This is a genomic window from Hoeflea sp. YIM 152468, from assembly GCF_029210485.1.
In the GTDB taxonomy this organism is placed as follows: domain Bacteria; phylum Pseudomonadota; class Alphaproteobacteria; order Rhizobiales; family Rhizobiaceae; genus Hoeflea.
In genome coordinates this window covers 194,497-212,437 of sequence record NZ_JARGET010000019.1, presented here as the reverse complement: position 1 = coordinate 212,437, position 17,941 = coordinate 194,497, and the positions used below count along the sequence as shown (strand labels likewise).

Genomic DNA, 17,941 nt, shown 5'->3' with positions numbered 1-17,941 from the left:
GCAGCACCTTTGTGGAGTTGACCTGATGCCCGACCTGTTGCTTGAGCTCCGCTCCGAAGAGATACCAGCCCGCATGCAGCGCAAGGCTGCGGGCGATCTGCGCAAGGCTGTCACCGACGCCTTGGTCGATGCCGGCCTGACCTATGAGGCAGCGCGCGAATACTGGACCCCGCGGCGTTTGACGCTTGATGTCCGTGGCCTGACGGCGCGCTCCAAAGATGTGCGCGAGGAGATCAAGGGCCCGTCGACCAAGGCGCCCGACCAGGCGCTGGCCGGCTTCATGCGCAAGGCCGGTCTTGCCGATATGTCCGAAGCGCATGTGCACACCGATCCGAAAAAGGGCGATTTCTATGTCGCCCATATCTCCAGGCCCGGACGCGCCGCCGAAGAGATCATCGCCAGCGTGATGCCCGGCATCATTCGCGGTTTCTCCTGGCCCAAATCGATGCGCTGGGGAGCGGCTTCGATGCCCAAGGGGGTGACCTGCCACGGCATTGCCGGCAAGGGCCCGGAAGCGCTGAAATGGGTGCGCCCGCTGCAGTCGATCATCTGCACCTTCGGTCCCGAGACCGAGGATCCGACCGTTATCGCTTTCGAGATCGATGGGCTGGTTGCCGGCAACACCACCTCGGGCCACAGGTTCCACGCGCCTGATCCGTTCACCGTGCGCCGCTTCGAGGATTATTCCGGCAAGCTCGAACGGGCCAGAGTGGTGCTCGACGCCGAACGGCGCAAGGAGATGATCCTGTCGGACGCCCGCAATCTGGCTTTTGCCTCCGGGCTCGAACTGGTCGAGGACGAGGCGCTGCTGGACGAGGTCGCGGGCCTGGTTGAATGGCCGGTGGTGCTGATGGGCGAATTCGAGGAGGATTTCCTGGCAATCCCCGACGACATCACCCGGCTGACCATCAAGACCAACCAGAAATGCTTCGTGCTCCGGCAGCCCGGCGGCAAGCTGTCGAACAAGTTCATTCTGGTCTCCAACATCGAAGCCAGCGACGGCGGCGCCAAGGTGGCTTACGGCAACGGCAAGGTGGTCCGCGCCCGCCTCTCCGACGCACTCTATTTCTGGAATACCGACCAGGCCGATCTGCCCGACCGTGACAAGCTCACGGCGTCAGCCGAAAAGCTCGGTCTCGACATGGCCAAGCCGCTCGACCAGCGCATGGCGCGGCTGGATCAGCTCGGCGTCACCTTTCACGCCAAGCTCGGCACGCAAGGCGAGCGTGTTGAGCGCATCGCCAAGCTGGCCGCGGAACTGGCGCCCATCGTTGGCGCCGACCCGAAACTCGCCACCCGCGCAGCGATGCTCGCCAAGGCCGATCTGACCACCGAAGTGGTCGGCGAGTTCCCCGAACTGCAAGGCGTGATGGGCCGCATCTATGCCGGTCTTCAGGGCGAGGATGCGCGCGTCGCCGCCGCGCTCGAAGAGCACTACAAGCCGCAAGGCCCATCCGACGAAGTGCCGACCGATCCGGTGTCGATCGCCGTGGCGCTGGCCGACAAGCTCGACACGCTGGTCGGCTTCTGGGCCATCGACGAAAAGCCGACAGGCTCGAAAGATCCCTATGCGCTCAGGCGTGCAGCACTGGGTGTGATCCGGAGTCTGGTGGAGAATGGACTCAGGATTAGGATGAACAGCAGATTGGAACCAGCCATCCGCCGAGTGCTCCTTGACCATTTCGCTGCAATGGATCCCATCGTCATGGGTGTCAGTATTCTAAGAAAGGATTCCCCCAGTGGGGAGTGGGAAGATATGGGTCCTTCAGTTGATGAGGCACGACGTCAGCTTGTCGAGAAATTGGAAACTGATCAATCTCCCACCGCAGGCGAAATCGAAGACCTTTCTAACCTCCTGTCCTTCTTCCAAGACCGCCTGAAAGTCTATCTCCGCGATCAGGGTGCGCGCCATGATCTCATCGATGCGGTGATCACGCCGGCCTCCGATGACCTCCTGGACATCACCCGCCGTGTCGAGGCGCTGGGTGCGTTCCTCGACACCGAGGACGGCAGGAACCTGCTGGCCGGTGCCAAGCGCGCCGCCAACATTCTGGCCGCCGAAGAGAAGAAGGGAACCGCCGTCGCCGAGACGGTTGATCCGGCCCTGTTCGAACAGGATGAAGAGAAAAACCTGTTTGCCGCGGTGACTCAATCTGTCAGTCAGGCAACGCAAGCCATTGAAACGGAAGATTATTCGGCGGCCATGAGCGCGCTTGCCACTTTACGTGAACCGGTTGATTCATTTTTTGAGGCGGTGCTGGTAAATGCCGAAGAACAATCGGTGCGTGCAAACCGGTTGGCATTGCTCGCCCTGATCCGTCAGGCCACCGGCGCGGTTGCCGATTTCTCCCGCATTGCCGGATAGGCTCGCGGGGGGCGCGTCCCAGCGCCCGAAGCCGGCTACCCCTGGAGGTGGGTGCCGGCTGGGTGCCATCGCGTCGGCCCTTGCGCGGGCTTGCGCGGCAGAAGGTGTATGGTCTGCTCATGCATGTCGCGCAAAAGTGTGCAGCGGTTTTGCGACAACGACATGCATAAACAAAGAGCCTAAAGTGCGTCACCCGGAACCGGTTTGATGCGACGCGCTTTAGTTGAGCCGAAGCTCGAAACTCGATGGATCGAAAGCCGTTTTTACCGGCTCGCCCAGCGCACCGGTCTTGGTGTCTTGGTCGATACCTGGCGCAGTAGTGGCAATCACCGGTTCGAACAGCCTGGGCTGATCCGCCGTTTCTGCCGTCGCCGGCGCGTTGTCCGTGGCGGCTTCCACGGATGCGGTGTCATGGGCCTTGTCGTTGACCAGGCCAAGCGCAATCAGATCGGCCTCGCGGGCCTTGCGCACCATCGTCCGGGGTGATCCCCCGAGCAGGTTTTCGGTGCGGTAGATCATCATCTCGCCGTCCACGTCCCGCGCCTCGACGATGATCTGTCCGGGCTTGAGCTTGATCTCGGTGTCAGCCTTGGCCTTTTGGGCTGCTTCCCTGACGCAAGCCGGGCAGCCGATCGTGATCATGCTGCTGCGCGAACTTGCAGTCGGCTGGAAAGGCTCGATGGAGGATGCCTGCGCCGCGCCTGCGCCAAGACAAAACGTGGCGGCAAGGATAGTTCTGAGCATGGTGTTCACTCCCTTCTTCCCGGAAAGTCCGGTTTTGGTGAGTGCACTCTAGCAGCGGGGCGTTACGATCCGGTTTTTGCAAGCGGTTAACGTGCGGTTATTTTTTGGCTTCCCGCGCCACCGCCTGCCAGCCGATATCACGGCGGCAAAATCCGCCCGCCCAGTCGATCGCGTCCACCGCTTCATAGGCCTTTGCCTGCGCCTGTGTCACATCCGCGCCCTGCGCCGTGACATTGAGCACACGACCGCCATTGGCCTTGAGCTGATCGCCATCCAGCACTGTGCCGGCATGAAACACCTTGGCGCCATTGGCTTCCGCCGCGTCCAGACCCGAGATCGGTGTGCCCTTGCGCGGCGTGGCGGGATATCCCTCCGCCGCCATCACCACGGTGAGCGCCGCATCGTCCTTCCAGCGCGCCGAGACATGCGCCAGCTCCCCCTCTGCGGCGGCTTTGAGCAGCACCAGCACATCGTCTTTGAGCCGCAGCATCAGCACCTGGCATTCGGGATCGCCGAACCGCACATTGTACTCGATCAGGCGCGGACCGGTCTCGTCGATCATCAGCCCGGCATAGAGCACACCGGAAAACGGCGCGCCGATGGCCGCCATGCCGCGCATGGTTGGTTCGATGATCTCGCGCATGGTCTGGTCAATCAGCTCCGGCGTCATCACCGGCGCCGGCGAATAGGCGCCCATGCCGCCGGTATTGGGGCCGGTGTCGCCGTCGCCAAGCCGCTTGTGATCCTGCGCCGTGCCGAAGGGCAGGGCGGTCTTGCCGTCACACAGGCAGAAGAAGCTGGCTTCTTCGCCCGACAGGAATTCCTCGACCACCACTTCGGCCCCGGCTTCACCGAAGGCACCTTCGAAACACTCCTCGATTGCCGCCAGCGCCTCTTCCAGCGTCATGGCCACGGTGACGCCCTTGCCGGCTGCCAGCCCGTCGGCCTTGATCACGATCGGTGCGCCCTGCGCCCGTGCATAGGCCTTGGCCTTGGGCGCATTGTTGAACCGCTGATAGGCGCCGGTGGGAATGTTTTCGCGCGCGCACAGATCCTTGGTGAAGCCTTTCGAGCCTTCAAGCTGGGCTGCCTGCGCCGAGGGTCCGAATACCGGGATGCCTGCCTGCGTGAGCGCATCGGCGAGCCCCGCCACCAGCGGCGCTTCCGGCCCGATCACCACCAGCTCAATCGATGTGTCGCGGCAAAAGGCAACCACGGCGTCATGATCGGCCACGTCCAGGGCGGTGATTGTCGCATATTCGGCAATGCCCGGATTGCCCGGTGCTGCATGGAGCGTGCCGAGCATGGTGGATTGGGCGATTTTCCAGGCCAACGCATGTTCGCGGCCACCTGAGCCGATCAGCAGCACATTCATCATAGCAAAGCTCCATCTTTGGTCGCGCGCCAGACTCGCGCCCGCTTGCGCCCCGGGGTAGGGAATAGCGGACCCAGCGTCAAGGCAGTTGCGGTGCCGCGGCCTAAAGCCATGCACAGAGTGTTATTTTGACAGGCTGCAACTTGACGGCACCTGGTGCTGCTGGCAACAGTCCTGTTATGTCCAGAAGGTCGAACAAATCAGCTGAAATCAATGCCCGGGTCGCCGATGCGCCGTCGGGCAACTGGGTGTACCGGGTGCTGCCGCGCGGGCTCTGGCCGCATGCCCAGCTTGCCCGCTGGGACCGGCCGATCGGCTGGCAATTGCTGATGTGGCCCTGCTTCTGGTCGGCGGCCCTGGCTGCCAACCTCGCCAGTTCGCCCGCCAACATCGACACGGTCTGGTCGCCCACGCTGATGCTTTGGCATCTTTTCCTGTTCATGGCCGGCGCCATTGCCATGCGCGGAGCCGGCTGCACCTGGAACGACCTTGTCGATTACCGGATCGACGCCAAGGTGGCGCGCACCCGCTCGCGGCCGCTGCCCTCGCGCCGGATCTCCCGGCCTGCGGCGATGGCTTTCGTCGCTGTCCAGGCGCTGGTCGGGCTTCTGGTGCTCAATCAGTTCAACTGGTTTACAATCCTGCTCGGCATCGCCTCGCTAGCTGTTGTCGTCATCTACCCCTTCGCCAAGCGGTTTACCGACTGGCCGCAATTCTTCCTCGGGCTGGCCTTTTCCTGGGGTGCGCTGATGGGGTGGGCGGCGGTGTTTGGCAAATTGTCCTGGCCGCCGGTGCTGCTTTACATCGGCGCCATTGCCTGGACCATCGGCTATGACACCATCTATGCCCATCAGGACAAGGAGGACGACGCGCTTGTCGGCGTCCGCTCCACCGCGCGTCTGTTCGGCCCCAACACCAAGGCCTGGCTCATTCTGTTTTACGGGGTGTTTGCCGCCATGGCGCTCGCCGCATTCTGGCTCACCGGCGTGACCTGGCCGGCCTATGCCGGGCTTGTTGTCGCCGTTGCCATGCTCGGCTGGCAGATCCGGGTGATCGATATCGATGACGCTGACCAGTGCCTGGCCTTGTTCAAGGCCAACAGCCGGGTTGGCCTAATCGTCTTTCTCGGCCTCATCGCCGCCGTCTGGGCATGAACAAAACCCGGCTGCCAACATTGGCAACCGGGTCGAGGTTCAGTCTCGGGCGAATTGGTGTTAGCGGCGCGCGATGATCTCGCGGCCTTCGATCTTCATGCGGCATCCAAGTTTGCCGGTCGTGCGGCGCACCAGAAACCGCGGACGGCGCTCGGCGATCTGGTTGTGCCGCCGCCGGCGTGAGGGCGCGGCGGAGGGCGAATGGGTTGATCCGTCGTCAAGCGGCCGGGCCACGCCATCGGCTTCGACCATCAGCATCGGCAGGCTGTAAAGCTCCGACCAGGACCGCCAGTCTGCGGCGATGTCATCGAGATCATGGGCCACCAGCAGCGGCACGCACAAGGCGATGTCGGTGTGGTGCAGTTCCAGCGTCACCGTCACGGTGCCGTCGCCATGATCGATCGCCCGTGCCGCCACGCCCTTGAAGGCGCGGGCCGGAAGCGCAATCGACAAGGGCAGTCCGGATTTCGTCAGCATCTTTCTGACGACGGCGCCGCGGCTGTCGAGCGTGACCGAAACTTCATCACGGTCGTCGCGTGCCGCATAGCATACGCGTTGCGGGAGGTTGTCTGGGTCAAGCCGCAGTTCGAACCCAGCCCATACGGGCTTCAATACGGTATTGGTCATGTACTCGCCTCTGTAACTCTTGAGAGCCGGTTATCCGGTCTTCTCATCCGGGGCTTTTCGCCCTCTCACAGGAAGCAAAATGACCCACAGCCCGTTCCAGTCGGCTTAAGGTTTTGGGTTAAGAAAATCTATGTTTTGGAGATGGTTAGCGAAAGAACACCGTGCCATTTCCGATTTGGAAAGGTTACCGGAAGGCTAGCACCTTGCCCGGATTCATGATGCCCTTGGGGTCGAACGCCTGCTTGATGCGGTGCATCATCGCCATTTCCACGGGCGAGCGGATGCTGGCCAGTTCATCCCGCTTGAGCTGGCCGATGCCGTGCTCGGCGGAAATCGACCCGTTCAGTTTCAGGACAATCGCATGAACGATTTCGTTCATTTCTTTCCAGCGCGCAAGGAAGGCCTGGCTGTCCGCACCTGGCGCTTGCGAGATGTTGTAGTGGATGTTGCCATCGCCCATGTGACCGAAGCCGACGATCCGTGCATCCGGTATCGCCTTGAGCACGGCCTGATCGGCACGGGCCAGGAATTCCGGCACCCGTGCCACCGGCACCGAGACGTCATGCTTGATTGACGCGCCTTCCGGCTTTTGCGCCCAGGACATCGATTCCCGCAATTTCCAGAACGCCTGGCGCTGGGCCTCGGTCTCGGCCGCCACCGCGTCGCGGATCAGCCCCTGTTCATCGGCGGCGACAAACAGGCCTTCGAGCATGGCGCGGGCGGCCTCCTGCGACTGGCCCGAGGAAATGTCGATCAGCACGTACCAGGGATGCGGCTCGGTGAGCGGATCGCGCACCCCCTCGACATGGCGGGTGGTGAATTCGATGCCGATGCGCGGCATCAGTTCAAAGCCGGTGAGCGACGGGCCGCAATAATCCTGCGCCAGCCGGAACAGCTTGAGTGCGGTGTCGGGATCATCGATGCCGGCATAGATGGTCTCGTGGCCGCGTGGGGCCGGAAACAGTTTCAGCACCGCCGCTGTAATCACACCCAGCGTGCCTTCGGCGCCGATGAACAGGTCGCGCAGATCATAGCCGGTGTTGTCTTTCTTCAGGGCCCGCAAGCCGTGCCAGATTTCGCCATCGGGCAGCACGGCTTCGATTCCGAGGCACAGTTGGCGCATGTTGCCATAGGCAAGCACCGCCGTGCCGCCGGCGTTGGAGGAGAGATTGCCGCCGATCTGGCAGGACCCTTCCGAGCCCAGCGACAGCGGGAACAGCAGCCCGGCCTCGCTTGCCGCCTGCTGTGCCTGCTGCAGCACCACGCCCGCCTCGGCCACCATGGTCTGACCGACAGGATCGAGCGAACGGATGGAGTTCATGCGCGCCAGCGACAGCACGATCTCGCCCTTGCCGGAGCGCGGCGACTGACCGCCGACCAGTCCGGTATTGCCGCCCTGCGGCACCACAGCGGTGTTGCTGTCATGAGCCAGCCGCAGGATGGCCGCCACCTCAGCGGTATCCACCGGGCGCAACACCAGCGGGCTCTCGCCTTGGTAAAGCCCGCGCAACTCGATGAGATGCGGCGCGATGTCTGACGGTGAGGTCAAGGCGTTCTGCGCACCGGTGATGGCGGCAAAGCGGTCGATCAGCGAAGGGTCGGTCAAGGGTATGGGCATGCCCAAGCCTTTACCTTTGCGCTGGCCACAAGTCGAGAGCGCTGCCGCCGCCGGAGTGCCCGCTGTGGCGCGCGTGCGGCGTCTTAATCCCGGGGTGCGGCGGCGCGGCTCAGGCGGTCATTGATGGCTTCGCCAAGCCCGTGGCGCGGGACCGGCGCCACCGCGATTCCGGTCGCTCCCGTGGCGTCGGCCTGCTTGAGCATGTCGAACAGATTGGCGGCGGCTTCCCGCAAATCGCCCGACGCTGACAAATCCATGATCGCGGCAGCCTGATCCGCGCCGCGCAAGGGCAATCCGCCGAAACGGATCAGCGCTTCGCCCGGCCTGGCCTCGGATGCGTTCAACCGCACGGGCGCGGATGGCGCATAGTGCGAGGCCAGCATGCCTGGCGCGATCACCGCGCCACCATCGCTCACCGCTGCCGGCCGGTCGACCGCACGCCCGATCATGTCTTCGATCTCCTCGGCCGGAACCCCGCCGGGCCGGAGAAGCCGCAAGCGCTCGCCTTCGACGGCCAGAATGGTGGATTCGACGCCGATCCGGCAGCGTCCGCCATCGAGGATGAGGCTGATGCGGTCGCCAAGATCGTCCGCGACGTGCCGCGCAGATGTCGGGCTGACCCGGCCTGACCGGTTGGCGCTGGGGGCGGCCAGCGGTTGGCCGAACGCGGCAATCAGCTCACGCGCAAAACCTTCAGGCATGCGGATGGCTGCGGTGGCAAGCCCCGCCGTTGCCAGCGAATGGATCCCGGTGGTGTCGCTCAGCGGCAAGACCAAGGTCAGCGCACCCGGCCAGAACGCGTCGGCCAGCCGTTCGGCCAGGGGCGAGAAAGAGACATGCGCCTTTGCCATTTCCATATCTGAAACATGCGCGATCAGCGGGTTGAAGCTCGGACGTGCTTTGGCTTCATATATTGCCGCAATCGCCTGAGGATTGGTGGCGTCGGCAGCCAGGCCATAGACGGTTTCCGTCGGCAGGGCGACAACGTCGCCGCGCCGCAACACGTCGGTTGCCCATGCAAGCGTGTCGGGGTCGGAAATCGGAAGTATCTGCGCCATGGCCAATCCAGTCTGTCAGCGCCCGCTCTATCAGGCGGCCCGCGTTGACGCAATCAACCGGCCTGCAGTGGAATGTGCGATCGCCGCATTTTCATCTCGTGGGTGGGGCCGGAAAAAACCGGGCTGCCGGATGAGGCCGGGTTGGTGGGGAAGCCTTTCACGCCTTGTCGCACCAGTCCCCGATCACGCAACCCCGCAGTGGCGCTGGGGTCGTGGCGGTGCGAACAGGGCTTGCCTTCCGCTGCCACAGCGTCGCAAACTCTTTCAAGTCGCAGCTCATGCCCCATCTGGGAAATTGACGTTTACGTAAAAATCACTTAGCCATGAGCGCGGTCCAGATCCCGCCTCCGGAGCAGGTGGGCAGCAGCGAGGAGATCACATGTATCGTGCGCCGGTAGAGGAAATCGCTTTCACACTCAAATCTGTCGCCGGAATGCGCAAGGCGCTCGAGGCGGGACGGTTTGGAGACCTCGGCGAGGATCTTGTCGACGCCATCCTGGCCGAAGCCGGGCGGTTTGCTTCCGACGAGATCGCGCCGCTCAATGAGATCGGCGACAGCCACGGCGCGGTGCTTGAAGATGGTGCGGTGACGACGCCGCCGGGCTGGAAAGAGATGTACCAGAACTGGATTGCCGGCGGCTGGAACGGTCTGACCGGGCCCGAGGCGTATGGCGGCCAGGGCCTGCCGATGCTTTTGTCGGTGGCAGCGCTTGAAATGTGGAACTCCGGATCGCTGGCCTTTGGCGTTGGCCCGACGCTGACCATGGGCGCTGTCGAGGCGGTCGACAAGCACGCTTCCGATGATCTCAAGGCAAAATATCTTGAAAAGCTGGTGACCGGCGAGTGGATGGGGACGATGAACCTGACCGAGCCGCAGGCGGGCTCCGACCTCAATGCGCTGAAAGCCCGCGCCGAACCGGTCGGCGACGGCAGCTACCGGATTTTTGGCCAGAAGATCTTCATCACCTATGGCGAACATGATTTCACCGACAACATCATTCATCTGGTGCTGGCGCGGCTGCCCGATGCGCCGGCGGGCACCCGCGGCATTTCGTTGTTTCTGGTGCCCAAATTCTTCGTTGCTGATGACGGCACGCTCGGCGGGCGCAACGATGTGATCTGCGCCGGGCTCGAGCACAAGCTCGGCATCCACGCATCGCCCACCTGCACCATGATTTACGGCGACGGCAAATATGGCGAGACGCCTGGCGCCATCGGCTGGCTGGTCGGTGAGGAAAACAAGGGCCTTGCCTGCATGTTCACGATGATGAACAACGCCCGTCTTGCCGTCGGCATGCAGGGCGTCGCAGTTGCCGAAGCCGCCTATCAGAAGGCGCTGGCCTATGCCAAGGAGCGCACCCAGGGCCGCGCGCCGGGATACACCGGCGAGGGCATGAGCCCGATCATCGGGCACCCCGATGTCGCCCGCATGCTGATGACCATGAAGGCCCTGACCCAGGGCGCCCGCGCCATCTGCTATTCCTGCGCCGAAGCACTCGACATGGCCCGCGTCAGTGACGGCGACGAGGCCAGGGCCTGGTCGGAGCGCGCCAGCCTGATTACCCCGATCGCCAAGGCGTTTGCCACCGATATCGGCATGGAGGTCGCCTCGCTCGGCGTCCAGGTGCATGGCGGCATGGGGTTCATCGAGGAAACCGGGGCCGCACGGCTGCTGCGCGATGCCCGCATTGCGCCGATCTATGAGGGCACCAACGGCATTCAGGCAATTGATCTGGTGATGCGCAAGCTGCCGCTGTCGGGCGGCGCAATCGTTGCCGCTTTCATCGCCGATTTCAAGGCCGATGCCGAAGCCGCGCGCGCCTCCAATTCGCCCGCGCTCGACGGCGTTGCCGATCATCTCGATCAGGCCATTGCCGATCTTGAGGCTGCCACCGCTTATCTGCAGGCGGCCACATCGGAAGGGCGCCAGACCGACGCGCTCAGCGGCGCCACGCCCTATTTGCGGCTGTTTGGCCTCACCGCCACCACCGCCATGCTGGTGCGCGGCGCCTTGGCGGATCCCGATGCGCCGGAAGCTGCGGGCCGGGCGGCGCTTGCCCGCTTTGCCGCCACCAATCTCGCGCCGGAAACCAGCGGGCTGGCCGCCAGCGCCACCGCCGGGGCGGACAGCCTTGCCGATGCGTCCGCCGCACTTGCCTGATTATTTTGCAACCGGCTCAACCCGGTTCTGCCGTCAAGGGGACATCCATGACCGACCACATTCTGATCGAGCGCACCGGGGACACCGGCGCCATCAACGTCATCCGCTTCAACCGGCCTGACAAGAAAAACGCCATCACCCGGGCGATGTATGCGACCATGGCGAAAGCCCTGATCGAGGGCGACCGCGATGAGAGCCTGCGGGTGCACGTGATGCTCGGCACCCCCGGCGCGTTTACCTCCGGCAACGACATGCAGGATTTCATGGCGGTGGCCATGGGCGGTTCGATGGGCACCGAAGTGCTCGATTTTCTCGCCTGTCTGGCAACGCTCAAAAAGCCGCTCATCTCCGGCGTTGACGGGCTGGCGATCGGCGTCGGCACCACCATTCACATGCATTGCGACCTGACCTTTGCCACGCCGGAGTCACGCTTTCACACGCCCTTTGTCGATCTGGCGCTGGTGCCTGAAGCCGGTTCCAGCCTGCTGGCGCCGGCCGCCATGGGCCACCAGAAAGCCTTTGCGCTGCTTGCCGCCGGGATTCCGTTTTCGGGCGAAGAGGCCGAGCGCGCCGGCCTGATCTACAAGACCGTCAGCGCCGATCAACTCGAGCCTGCCGTGTTTGCCGCCGCCGAAAACCTGGCACAAAAGCCGCCGCAGGCGCTGGCCATCTCCCGCCGCCTGGTCAAGCCCGACCCGGAGCCGGTGATGGCCCGCATGCGGCAAGAGGCGGACCTGTTTACCAGCCAGCTCAAGAGTGCGGAGGCGCTGGCCGCCTTCCAGGCCTTCATGGCGCGCAAGAAATAGGCGGCTGAGCCGCGCCCGGGCGGTTCAAACCCCTCCGTCATGCCGGACCTGATCCGGGCTGAGGCGGGGAGGGGATCGCTGTTCCCCGCATCGACCGGTTTTCGTCTCGTCATCCGCGGCCTTTGGGCAAGACGAGCCGTGCCACCAGGCCGGATGCCTGCCGGGCGTTGTGCTGGAGCAGCAATGCACCTGTCCCGATCGAAAAGACCTGGATGCGGCTTTCGAGTATTTCCGTGCCAGGCATGGCGCAGCAGATGGCACGAGGATTGTTCTTCAAGGAGTCCGACGACGCCGTCTTTGCGCTTTCCTGGCTCACGCCGGACATCTGCGCGAAAAACAGCGGGCGATACATTCATTTACTCTTAATGATCCATCTCTAAGCAAGAGCAAGAGTAGCAGCGTATCCTCTTGGGTCCGTCAGCGGTTCCAGAATGGCCACCGCCCGAAAACTCGATGTGTCTTTCTAAGCTTCGTCCCGATGTAGCCGCGTGCAGCGAAACAGTGGCCGCAAATGGCAGTGTTGCGTCGTGACCCAATAGGTAAAAGGATTTGCCGTGACTCGACGTTTCAATCTGATGACGCGCATTTTGCTGGTGGCATCGCTTGTGGTGCTTGCAGCCTTTACCGGCTTTTCGCTTTACATTGATGTCTTGCAGCGCGGCACCGCCAGCCGGGCGGTGGAAGAGGAGATTTCTTCGACCGGCGCGCAAGCGGCACAAAGCATAGCCAACTGGATGAATGCGCGGATCGCGTTGACCGAAATGGCCGCCGATGCCGCAGGCCGGGCGGCCGACAATGACGGCATTCGCACGGCACTGCAGAACGGGGTTCTGACCCGCGAATTCATTACCACCTATGTCGGCGATGAAGCCGGAACCTTCACCACATGGCCGGTTCTTGATTTGCCCGCCGGCTACGATCCCCGTACGCGGCCCTGGTACAAGGATGCCGTGACAGCGGGCACGGCGGTGCTGACGGAGCCCTATGCAGACGCGTCTACCAACGACCTGATCATCAGCTCTGCCGCTCCGATCATGCGTGACGGCAAGCTTTTTGGTGTCGCCGGCAGTGATTTCTCGCTGAAGTCACTGGTGGCGATGATCGGTTCGGTCGACATCGGTGGCAAGGGATCGGCATTCCTGGTCAACAGCACCGGAACCATTCTCGTTCACCCGGATCAGGCCCTTGTTTCCAAGACGCTGTCGGAAGCCTTTCCCGATTCCGTGCCTGCGCTCGAACCAGCCATCAGCCGGACGAATTTTGCAGACGCGGATGTGCTGGTCAGCTTCATTCCGCTCACCGGTCTGAAATCGGTCAATTGGCACCTGGGCGTCGTGGTCGATCGCGACCTGGCTTTCGCCAGTGTCGGCAGGTTTCAGGTGGCTGCGATCTTCGCCACCATCATTGCCGTCATCCTGATGACCGCCGTGCTTGCAAGCCTGCTGTCGCGCATGGTGGTTCGTCCGGTTTCCGAGATGACGCGTGTCATGGGCAAACTGGCATCAGGTGACCTGCAGTCGGAGATCCCCGGCAAGGATCGCAAGGATGAAATCGGCGACATGGCCGCTGCCGTCGACGTGTTCAAGGAAAATGCTCTCGAACGCCGCCGTCTGGAAGAACAGGCCGATGAAAACCGCACACTATCGGAACGCGAACGCCATCAGCGCGAGGCGGCAAAGCAGCGTGAAGCCGAAGAGCTTCAGCAGATCGTGGCCGTTCTGGCGGATGGTCTCGGCCGCCTCTCCAATGGCGATCTGGTGCATCGCATCGACACACCTTTCGAGGGCGATCTCGACCGGTTGCGGATCGACTTCAACGAATCCGTGACCAAGCTCAACGCGGCGATGGCCTCGGTTGGCCAGAACGCAACTGCCATCAATGCCGGCGCCAGCGAGATCCGCACCGCTGCAGACAATCTTGCGCATCGCACGGAGCAGCAGGCCGCTTCGGTTGAGCAAACGGCGGCTGCACTCGAGGAAATCACCACGACGGTGAAAGACTCCGCCCGCCGCGCCGAGGAAGTCGGCTCATTGGTGGCTCGCACCCGCAGCGGTGCAGAGAAGTCCGGCGAAATCGTCAACAAGGCAGTCCAGGCGATGCAGGACATCGAGAAGTCGTCTGGCGAGATCTCCAACATCATCGGTGTGATCGATGACATTGCGTTCCAGACCAATCTTCTGGCGCTCAATGCCGGTGTCGAAGCGGCGCGCGCGGGTGACGCCGGCAGAGGCTTCGCCGTCGTCGCCCAGGAAGTGCGTGAACTCGCCCAGCGCTCGGCCAACGCCGCCAAGGAGATCAAGACGCTCATTACCGCCTCTGGAGAGCAGGTTCGTGGCGGGGTCGCCTTGGTCAACGAGACCGGCGGAGCGCTTGAGGTGATTGTCAGGGAAGTCCAGGACATCAATGGCCACGTCAACGCCATTGTGACTGCGGCGCGCGAACAATCGACCGGCCTTCAGGAAATCAACATGGCCGTCAACACCATGGATCAGGGCACACAGCAAAATGCAGCCATGGTTGAGGAGCAGACGGCAGCAAGCCACGGATTGGCGGCGGAAGCAGCAGCGCTCAACGAACTGCTGTCACGCTTCGTGATTGACGAGGCTGCGTCCAAGCATGCCAACCCGGTCCGGAGCACTTCTCGCCGGGCCGCCTGAACGGAAACCCGGACTCATGACAATGCAAATGCCAGCGGACATCGCTGGCATTTGTGTTTGGACCCGACGTCAGTCGGGACCTCAATCGAGCAAGTCAGAAACCCTCTATTGATTCAGCCGCTCCCAAGCGTCACCATTTCGACTTGGGTTGGCCAGGAGAGGGGATCGACATCACCGGCAGGATCTTGTGGCCGGCCATGCCGGATGTCATCCCGCCGCCGCGTCACTCGCACCCTCCCACAAAAAAATTCTCCGCATTTTTCCCCACTCTTTCGCCCCGTGCGATACTCGTCCGACCTTCCGTTCCAACGGATGGCCGGAGTATACGGAGTTCTGGCCAGCGGAAGGCGGTGAGTTCTGGCGCGCGGGGGCCGTATCTGCGGGCCAGAAGCTTGCGAAGCGACATCCCCGGTCAGCGCGGGGGCCTGCCGGATCGCGGTGGATTGCGGCAAGGGTTTTTCGCGCGAATGACCGGAACCGGCTGCCGCCCGTTTGGGTGGCCTCCGGCGGCGTTTGAACCGCATTTCTGTCCGGGCCGGCTGCCCGGCCGAAGCAAGCGGCGTCACCGCAAACGCCGGCCCGATTCATCCCTGCCGCGCCTGACGGGTCGATCCGCCGGGCGCGGGTGGGAAACGGCGGGGTTCGGTCCCCAAAGGTCCGAACGAGACGAAACCGCCCAGGGCTCGCGTCGAGTTTCGCGGGAAGGAGGCCCGCTTGCGCCCGGAAGGCGCTGGCGTCCCTTGCCGGTGGGGTGCGGGTGACCGCGCCAAGCCACTTCTTCCAACCACCACGGGCCTGTCGCCCGCGCCCCACGAGTCCGGATTTTTCCCGGACGAGAAACTGCCCCAGGCCGTCGGCGAAGATTGGTTCGCGCGCGGGGTTTTGGCGCGGGGTGTGGTCGCGCAGGGGAGGCAGTCTCTACCGCTTCGGCCGTTCCAGCAGCGCCACCACTTCGACATGGCTGGACCACAAAAACTGGTCGATCGGCGTCACCGACAGGATCTTGTAGCCGCCCTTGATCAGGATTTCGAGATCGCGCGCCAGCGTCACCGGATTGCACGAGACCGCGGCGATGCGCTTGACCGTCGAGCGGGCGATGTCGCCGACCTGCACCTCTGCGCCGGCGCGCGGCGGATCAAACACCAGCCCCTGATAGGGCTTGAGTTCCGAAAGCATCAAGGGACGGCGGAACAGGTCGCGCTTTTCCACGCTCACCGGCTTCAACCCCAATGTGCGCCGTGCCGCTCTGTCTAGCGCGCTGAGGGAAGGGCCGTCGGCTTCCACTGCATGGACGTGGCTGTGCCGGGCCAGCCTGAGCGCAAACGTGCCCGAGCCTGAAAACAGGTCGGCCACCCGCTTGGATTTGGCGAGATGGGCGCTGACCAGGTCACCCATCACCTGTTCGGCCGCATTGCTGGCCTGAACGAAGCCACCCGGCGGCGGGTTGACGATCACGGCGCCGAAGCTGAGTTCGGGCGGCTGTTTCTCGATCAGGATCTCGCCATTGAAGCTGAGCCGGGTCACCGTTGGCTCGGCGCGCACTGCGGCGATGATCCTGAGCCGGTCGGGCTCCTTGAGTGAAAACGGCGCGTCGACAGCGATGTCGAAGCCCGGCGCCGCATCAAGCACCGAGAAGCGGAATGCCTCCTTGCCGACGGCCACGGCAGTGGCCAGCCGCCTCAATCCCGGCAGGCCCTGGTTGATCGGCGCGGTGGCGACAAGGCAGGCATCAATGGGCACGATCTGATGGCTCGAGGCGCGGTTGAAGCCCAGAATCGCGCCCTTGTCGGTGCGCCGGGCTGCAAACACCACCCGCCGCCGCGCCCCCGGTGCGCAGGCAACCAGCGGTGCGACGTCGGTGTCGATGCCGCGGCTTTTAAGCGCCGCGACCACCAGGCCGTGTTTCCAGGCCCGGTAGGCGCCGTCGGCCACATGCTGCAGGGCGCAGCCGCCGCATCCGGCATTGTCGTCATCGGGGCCGAAATGCGGGCATGGCGGGGTCACCCGGTCGGATGACGGCTCAAGCACCGCCATCAACGAGGCGCGGCCTTTCTCGACCGCCGCGTTGATGGTATCGCCGGGCACGGTAAACGGCACGAAAACCGGACCATTGGAGGTGTCGGCAATGCCGTCGCCCTGTCCGCCGAGCCGGGTGATATCTAGCTTCTGAGCGCTCATGATTTGACGCCTCCAATGAGAAATTCCTGGTTGCCGTCGCTGCCTTCGATCGGCGAGGGCACCGGCCCCACTGCCCGCCAGCCCGGCAGTCCGTCGAGCCATGCGGCGAGATCATCGGCGATCACCGGCCCGAGGGCAGTATTCTTGAGCAGCCCGCCCTTGCCGATGGCTGACCGTCCGGCCTCGAATTGCGGCTTGACCAGCATCACCGCAAAGCTGCCCGAAGCGGCAAGGTCAAGTGCCGGCGGCAGCGCCAGCTTCAGCGAGATGAAACTGACATCTGACACCACGGCGCCAATGTCATGACCGCCAAGATGCGCGCGGTTGAGTTCGCGTGCATTCACGCCTTCAAGATTGCTGACCCTTGGATCAGCGTCGAGTGAGGCATGCAACTGGCCATGGCCGACATCGACCGCAATGACATGGGCCGCACCCGCCGCAAGCAGCACCTGGGTAAAGCCGCCGGTCGAGGCGCCGATGTCCAGGCTCGCCCGGCCGGAGGGATCAAAGCCGAACGCGTCGAGACCGGCCTTGAGTTTCAGCGCCGCCCTCGAAACATAGTCGCGCGCGGGATCGGACAGAGAGACAGCAATGGCAGCGGTGACCATCATGCCCGGCTTGGAAGCAGCTTTGCCGTCGACCGTGACGGCACCACGGGCGATGGCGTCACGCGCCCGCGACCGGCTTTCGTAATAGCCGAGACGGACCAGCATCTGGTCCAGCCGGTCCTTGTCCGGAAATGTGCGCGGAGAAGCGTCTGCCATGAACGCCGTCTTGGCCCGGACGGAGCGTCAGGGCAAGAGATTTGTGTGAGGCCGCATTGACAATGCCGTGCGTCAGTAACTCAGGATACTGCCCTGCTCATTCCGCCGCCGCGATTGTACCGGACCATCACCGGCCTTGCGGTCGCGTCTGCGCTCGCTTGCGGCAGGGTAGAGATGCTGCTCGATCTTGAGATCAAGCGAGCCGCGGATATCGCCGAGTTTGGGAACCAGCATCCGGATCGCGGCTTCCTCGATACGCCTGTCATAGACCGGCTGTTTCTGGGCCACCGCGGCTGGAACCATGGCACAGGCAACAATCGAGGCTGTCGCGAGCAGCCGTGCCTGGCTTTTTCTTACAGCTGTTGCCGCCATTGCCGAAATGTCCCCTGTTTCTGATGGTCTGTGCGAAGACTATCAAAGGGACCTTTCGGAAC

14 protein-coding genes are annotated in these 17,941 nt (G+C 63.5%); 5 read left to right on the top strand and 9 right to left on the bottom strand.

What is annotated here, in order from left to right:
• Nucleotides 1-25: 25 nt before the first annotated feature.
• Nucleotides 26-2,365, top strand: coding sequence for a glycine--tRNA ligase subunit beta (gene glyS / locus PZ897_RS10545; protein WP_275752243.1), 2,340 nt, complete (start codon nucleotides 26-28; stop codon nucleotides 2,363-2,365).
• Between the two features lie 219 nt (nucleotides 2,366-2,584).
• Here glyS and PZ897_RS10540 read toward each other — a convergent pair whose 3' ends face one another.
• Nucleotides 2,585-3,109 (bottom strand): plant virulence effector HPE1-like domain-containing protein, encoded by a 525-nt coding sequence (locus PZ897_RS10540; protein ID WP_275752230.1) that lies wholly within the window; start codon nucleotides 3,107-3,109, stop codon nucleotides 2,585-2,587.
• A gap of 97 nt (nucleotides 3,110-3,206) precedes the next feature.
• Nucleotides 3,207-4,484: a phosphoribosylamine--glycine ligase gene (purD, locus tag PZ897_RS10535; RefSeq protein ID WP_275752242.1), complete on the bottom strand. Its 1,278-nt coding sequence runs from the start codon at nucleotides 4,482-4,484 to the stop codon at nucleotides 3,207-3,209.
• Nucleotides 4,485-4,663: 179 nt separating this feature from the next.
• Here purD and ubiA point away from each other — a divergent pair, with 179 nt between their 5' ends.
• Nucleotides 4,664-5,638 carry a 4-hydroxybenzoate octaprenyltransferase gene (gene ubiA, locus PZ897_RS10530; RefSeq protein ID WP_275752229.1) on the top strand — a complete coding sequence of 325 codons (975 nt, stop codon included), beginning with the start codon at nucleotides 4,664-4,666 and terminating at the stop codon, nucleotides 5,636-5,638.
• A gap of 60 nt (nucleotides 5,639-5,698) precedes the next feature.
• Here the strand turns inward: ubiA and PZ897_RS10525 are convergent, their stop codons facing one another.
• From PZ897_RS10525 to PZ897_RS10515, 3 genes are all read right to left on the bottom strand, one after another.
• Complete coding sequence (locus PZ897_RS10525; RefSeq protein ID WP_275752228.1) at nucleotides 5,699-6,265, bottom strand: DUF6101 family protein; 567 nt, start codon at nucleotides 6,263-6,265, stop codon at nucleotides 5,699-5,701.
• Nucleotides 6,266-6,449: 184 nt separating this feature from the next.
• On the bottom strand, nucleotides 6,450-7,883 hold the full coding sequence (locus PZ897_RS10520; protein ID WP_275752227.1) for an FAD-binding oxidoreductase: 1,434 nt from the start codon (nucleotides 7,881-7,883) through the stop codon (nucleotides 6,450-6,452).
• Nucleotides 7,884-7,966: 83 nt separating this feature from the next.
• Complete coding sequence (locus PZ897_RS10515) at nucleotides 7,967-8,941, bottom strand: L-threonylcarbamoyladenylate synthase (RefSeq protein WP_275752226.1); 975 nt, start codon at nucleotides 8,939-8,941, stop codon at nucleotides 7,967-7,969.
• 379 nt (nucleotides 8,942-9,320) lie between these two features.
• Between PZ897_RS10515 and PZ897_RS10510 the strand changes: the two genes are divergently transcribed.
• Nucleotides 9,321-11,102, top strand: coding sequence for an acyl-CoA dehydrogenase (locus PZ897_RS10510; protein ID WP_275752225.1), 1,782 nt, complete (start codon nucleotides 9,321-9,323; stop codon nucleotides 11,100-11,102).
• A 47-nt stretch (nucleotides 11,103-11,149) separates the two neighbouring features.
• Nucleotides 11,150-11,908, top strand: coding sequence for a crotonase/enoyl-CoA hydratase family protein (locus PZ897_RS10505; RefSeq protein ID WP_275752224.1), 759 nt, complete (start codon nucleotides 11,150-11,152; stop codon nucleotides 11,906-11,908).
• 109 nt (nucleotides 11,909-12,017) lie between these two features.
• Here the strand turns inward: PZ897_RS10505 and PZ897_RS10500 are convergent, their stop codons facing one another.
• Nucleotides 12,018-12,260, bottom strand: a complete 243-nt coding sequence (locus tag PZ897_RS10500) for a hypothetical protein (protein WP_275752223.1) — start codon at nucleotides 12,258-12,260, stop codon at nucleotides 12,018-12,020.
• A 202-nt stretch (nucleotides 12,261-12,462) separates the two neighbouring features.
• Here PZ897_RS10500 and PZ897_RS10495 point away from each other — a divergent pair, with 202 nt between their 5' ends.
• Complete coding sequence (locus PZ897_RS10495; protein ID WP_275752222.1) at nucleotides 12,463-14,565, top strand: methyl-accepting chemotaxis protein; 2,103 nt, start codon at nucleotides 12,463-12,465, stop codon at nucleotides 14,563-14,565.
• Between the two features lie 918 nt (nucleotides 14,566-15,483).
• Here the strand turns inward: PZ897_RS10495 and PZ897_RS10490 are convergent.
• The 3 genes from PZ897_RS10490 to PZ897_RS10480 form a co-directional block, all read right to left on the bottom strand.
• Entirely contained in the window at nucleotides 15,484-16,743 is a 1,260-nt protein-coding gene (locus PZ897_RS10490; RefSeq protein ID WP_275752221.1) for a class I SAM-dependent RNA methyltransferase, read from the bottom strand.
• The gene (locus PZ897_RS10485) at nucleotides 16,740-17,507 is read right to left on the bottom strand and encodes a TlyA family RNA methyltransferase (RefSeq protein ID WP_275752220.1); all 768 of its coding nucleotides are present in this window, start codon (nucleotides 17,505-17,507) and stop codon (nucleotides 16,740-16,742) included. The genes PZ897_RS10490 and PZ897_RS10485 overlap by 4 nt, the downstream gene beginning before the upstream one ends.
• Nucleotides 17,508-17,579: 72 nt before the next feature.
• Complete coding sequence (locus tag PZ897_RS10480; RefSeq protein WP_275752219.1) at nucleotides 17,580-17,879, bottom strand: hypothetical protein; 300 nt, start codon at nucleotides 17,877-17,879, stop codon at nucleotides 17,580-17,582.
• Nucleotides 17,880-17,941 lie beyond the last annotated feature (62 nt).

What these genes read in the sequence shown, in the direction of transcription:
- ubiA (WP_275752229.1), top strand. Translation starts at nt 4,664, where the DNA reads ATGTCCAGAAGGTCGAACAAATCAGCTGAAATCAATGCCCGGGTCGCC.
- PZ897_RS10505 (WP_275752224.1), top strand. Translation starts at nt 11,150, where the DNA reads ATGACCGACCACATTCTGATCGAGCGCACCGGGGACACCGGCGCCATC.
- PZ897_RS10540 (WP_275752230.1), bottom strand. Translation starts at nt 3,109, where the DNA reads ATGCTCAGAACTATCCTTGCCGCCACGTTTTGTCTTGGCGCAGGCGCG.
- PZ897_RS10500 (WP_275752223.1), bottom strand. Translation starts at nt 12,260, where the DNA reads ATGTATCGCCCGCTGTTTTTCGCGCAGATGTCCGGCGTGAGCCAGGAA.
- PZ897_RS10485 (WP_275752220.1), bottom strand. Translation starts at nt 17,507, where the DNA reads ATGGCAGACGCTTCTCCGCGCACATTTCCGGACAAGGACCGGCTGGAC.
- PZ897_RS10520 (WP_275752227.1), bottom strand. Translation starts at nt 7,883, where the DNA reads ATGCCCATACCCTTGACCGACCCTTCGCTGATCGACCGCTTTGCCGCC.
- PZ897_RS10490 (WP_275752221.1), bottom strand. Translation starts at nt 16,743, where the DNA reads ATGAGCGCTCAGAAGCTAGATATCACCCGGCTCGGCGGACAGGGCGAC.
- glyS (WP_275752243.1), top strand. Translation starts at nt 26, where the DNA reads ATGCCCGACCTGTTGCTTGAGCTCCGCTCCGAAGAGATACCAGCCCGC.
- purD (WP_275752242.1), bottom strand. Translation starts at nt 4,484, where the DNA reads ATGAATGTGCTGCTGATCGGCTCAGGTGGCCGCGAACATGCGTTGGCC.
- PZ897_RS10515 (WP_275752226.1), bottom strand. Translation starts at nt 8,941, where the DNA reads ATGGCGCAGATACTTCCGATTTCCGACCCCGACACGCTTGCATGGGCA.
- PZ897_RS10510 (WP_275752225.1), top strand. Translation starts at nt 9,321, where the DNA reads ATGTATCGTGCGCCGGTAGAGGAAATCGCTTTCACACTCAAATCTGTC.
- PZ897_RS10480 (WP_275752219.1), bottom strand. Translation starts at nt 17,879, where the DNA reads ATGGCGGCAACAGCTGTAAGAAAAAGCCAGGCACGGCTGCTCGCGACA.
- PZ897_RS10525 (WP_275752228.1), bottom strand. Translation starts at nt 6,265, where the DNA reads ATGACCAATACCGTATTGAAGCCCGTATGGGCTGGGTTCGAACTGCGG.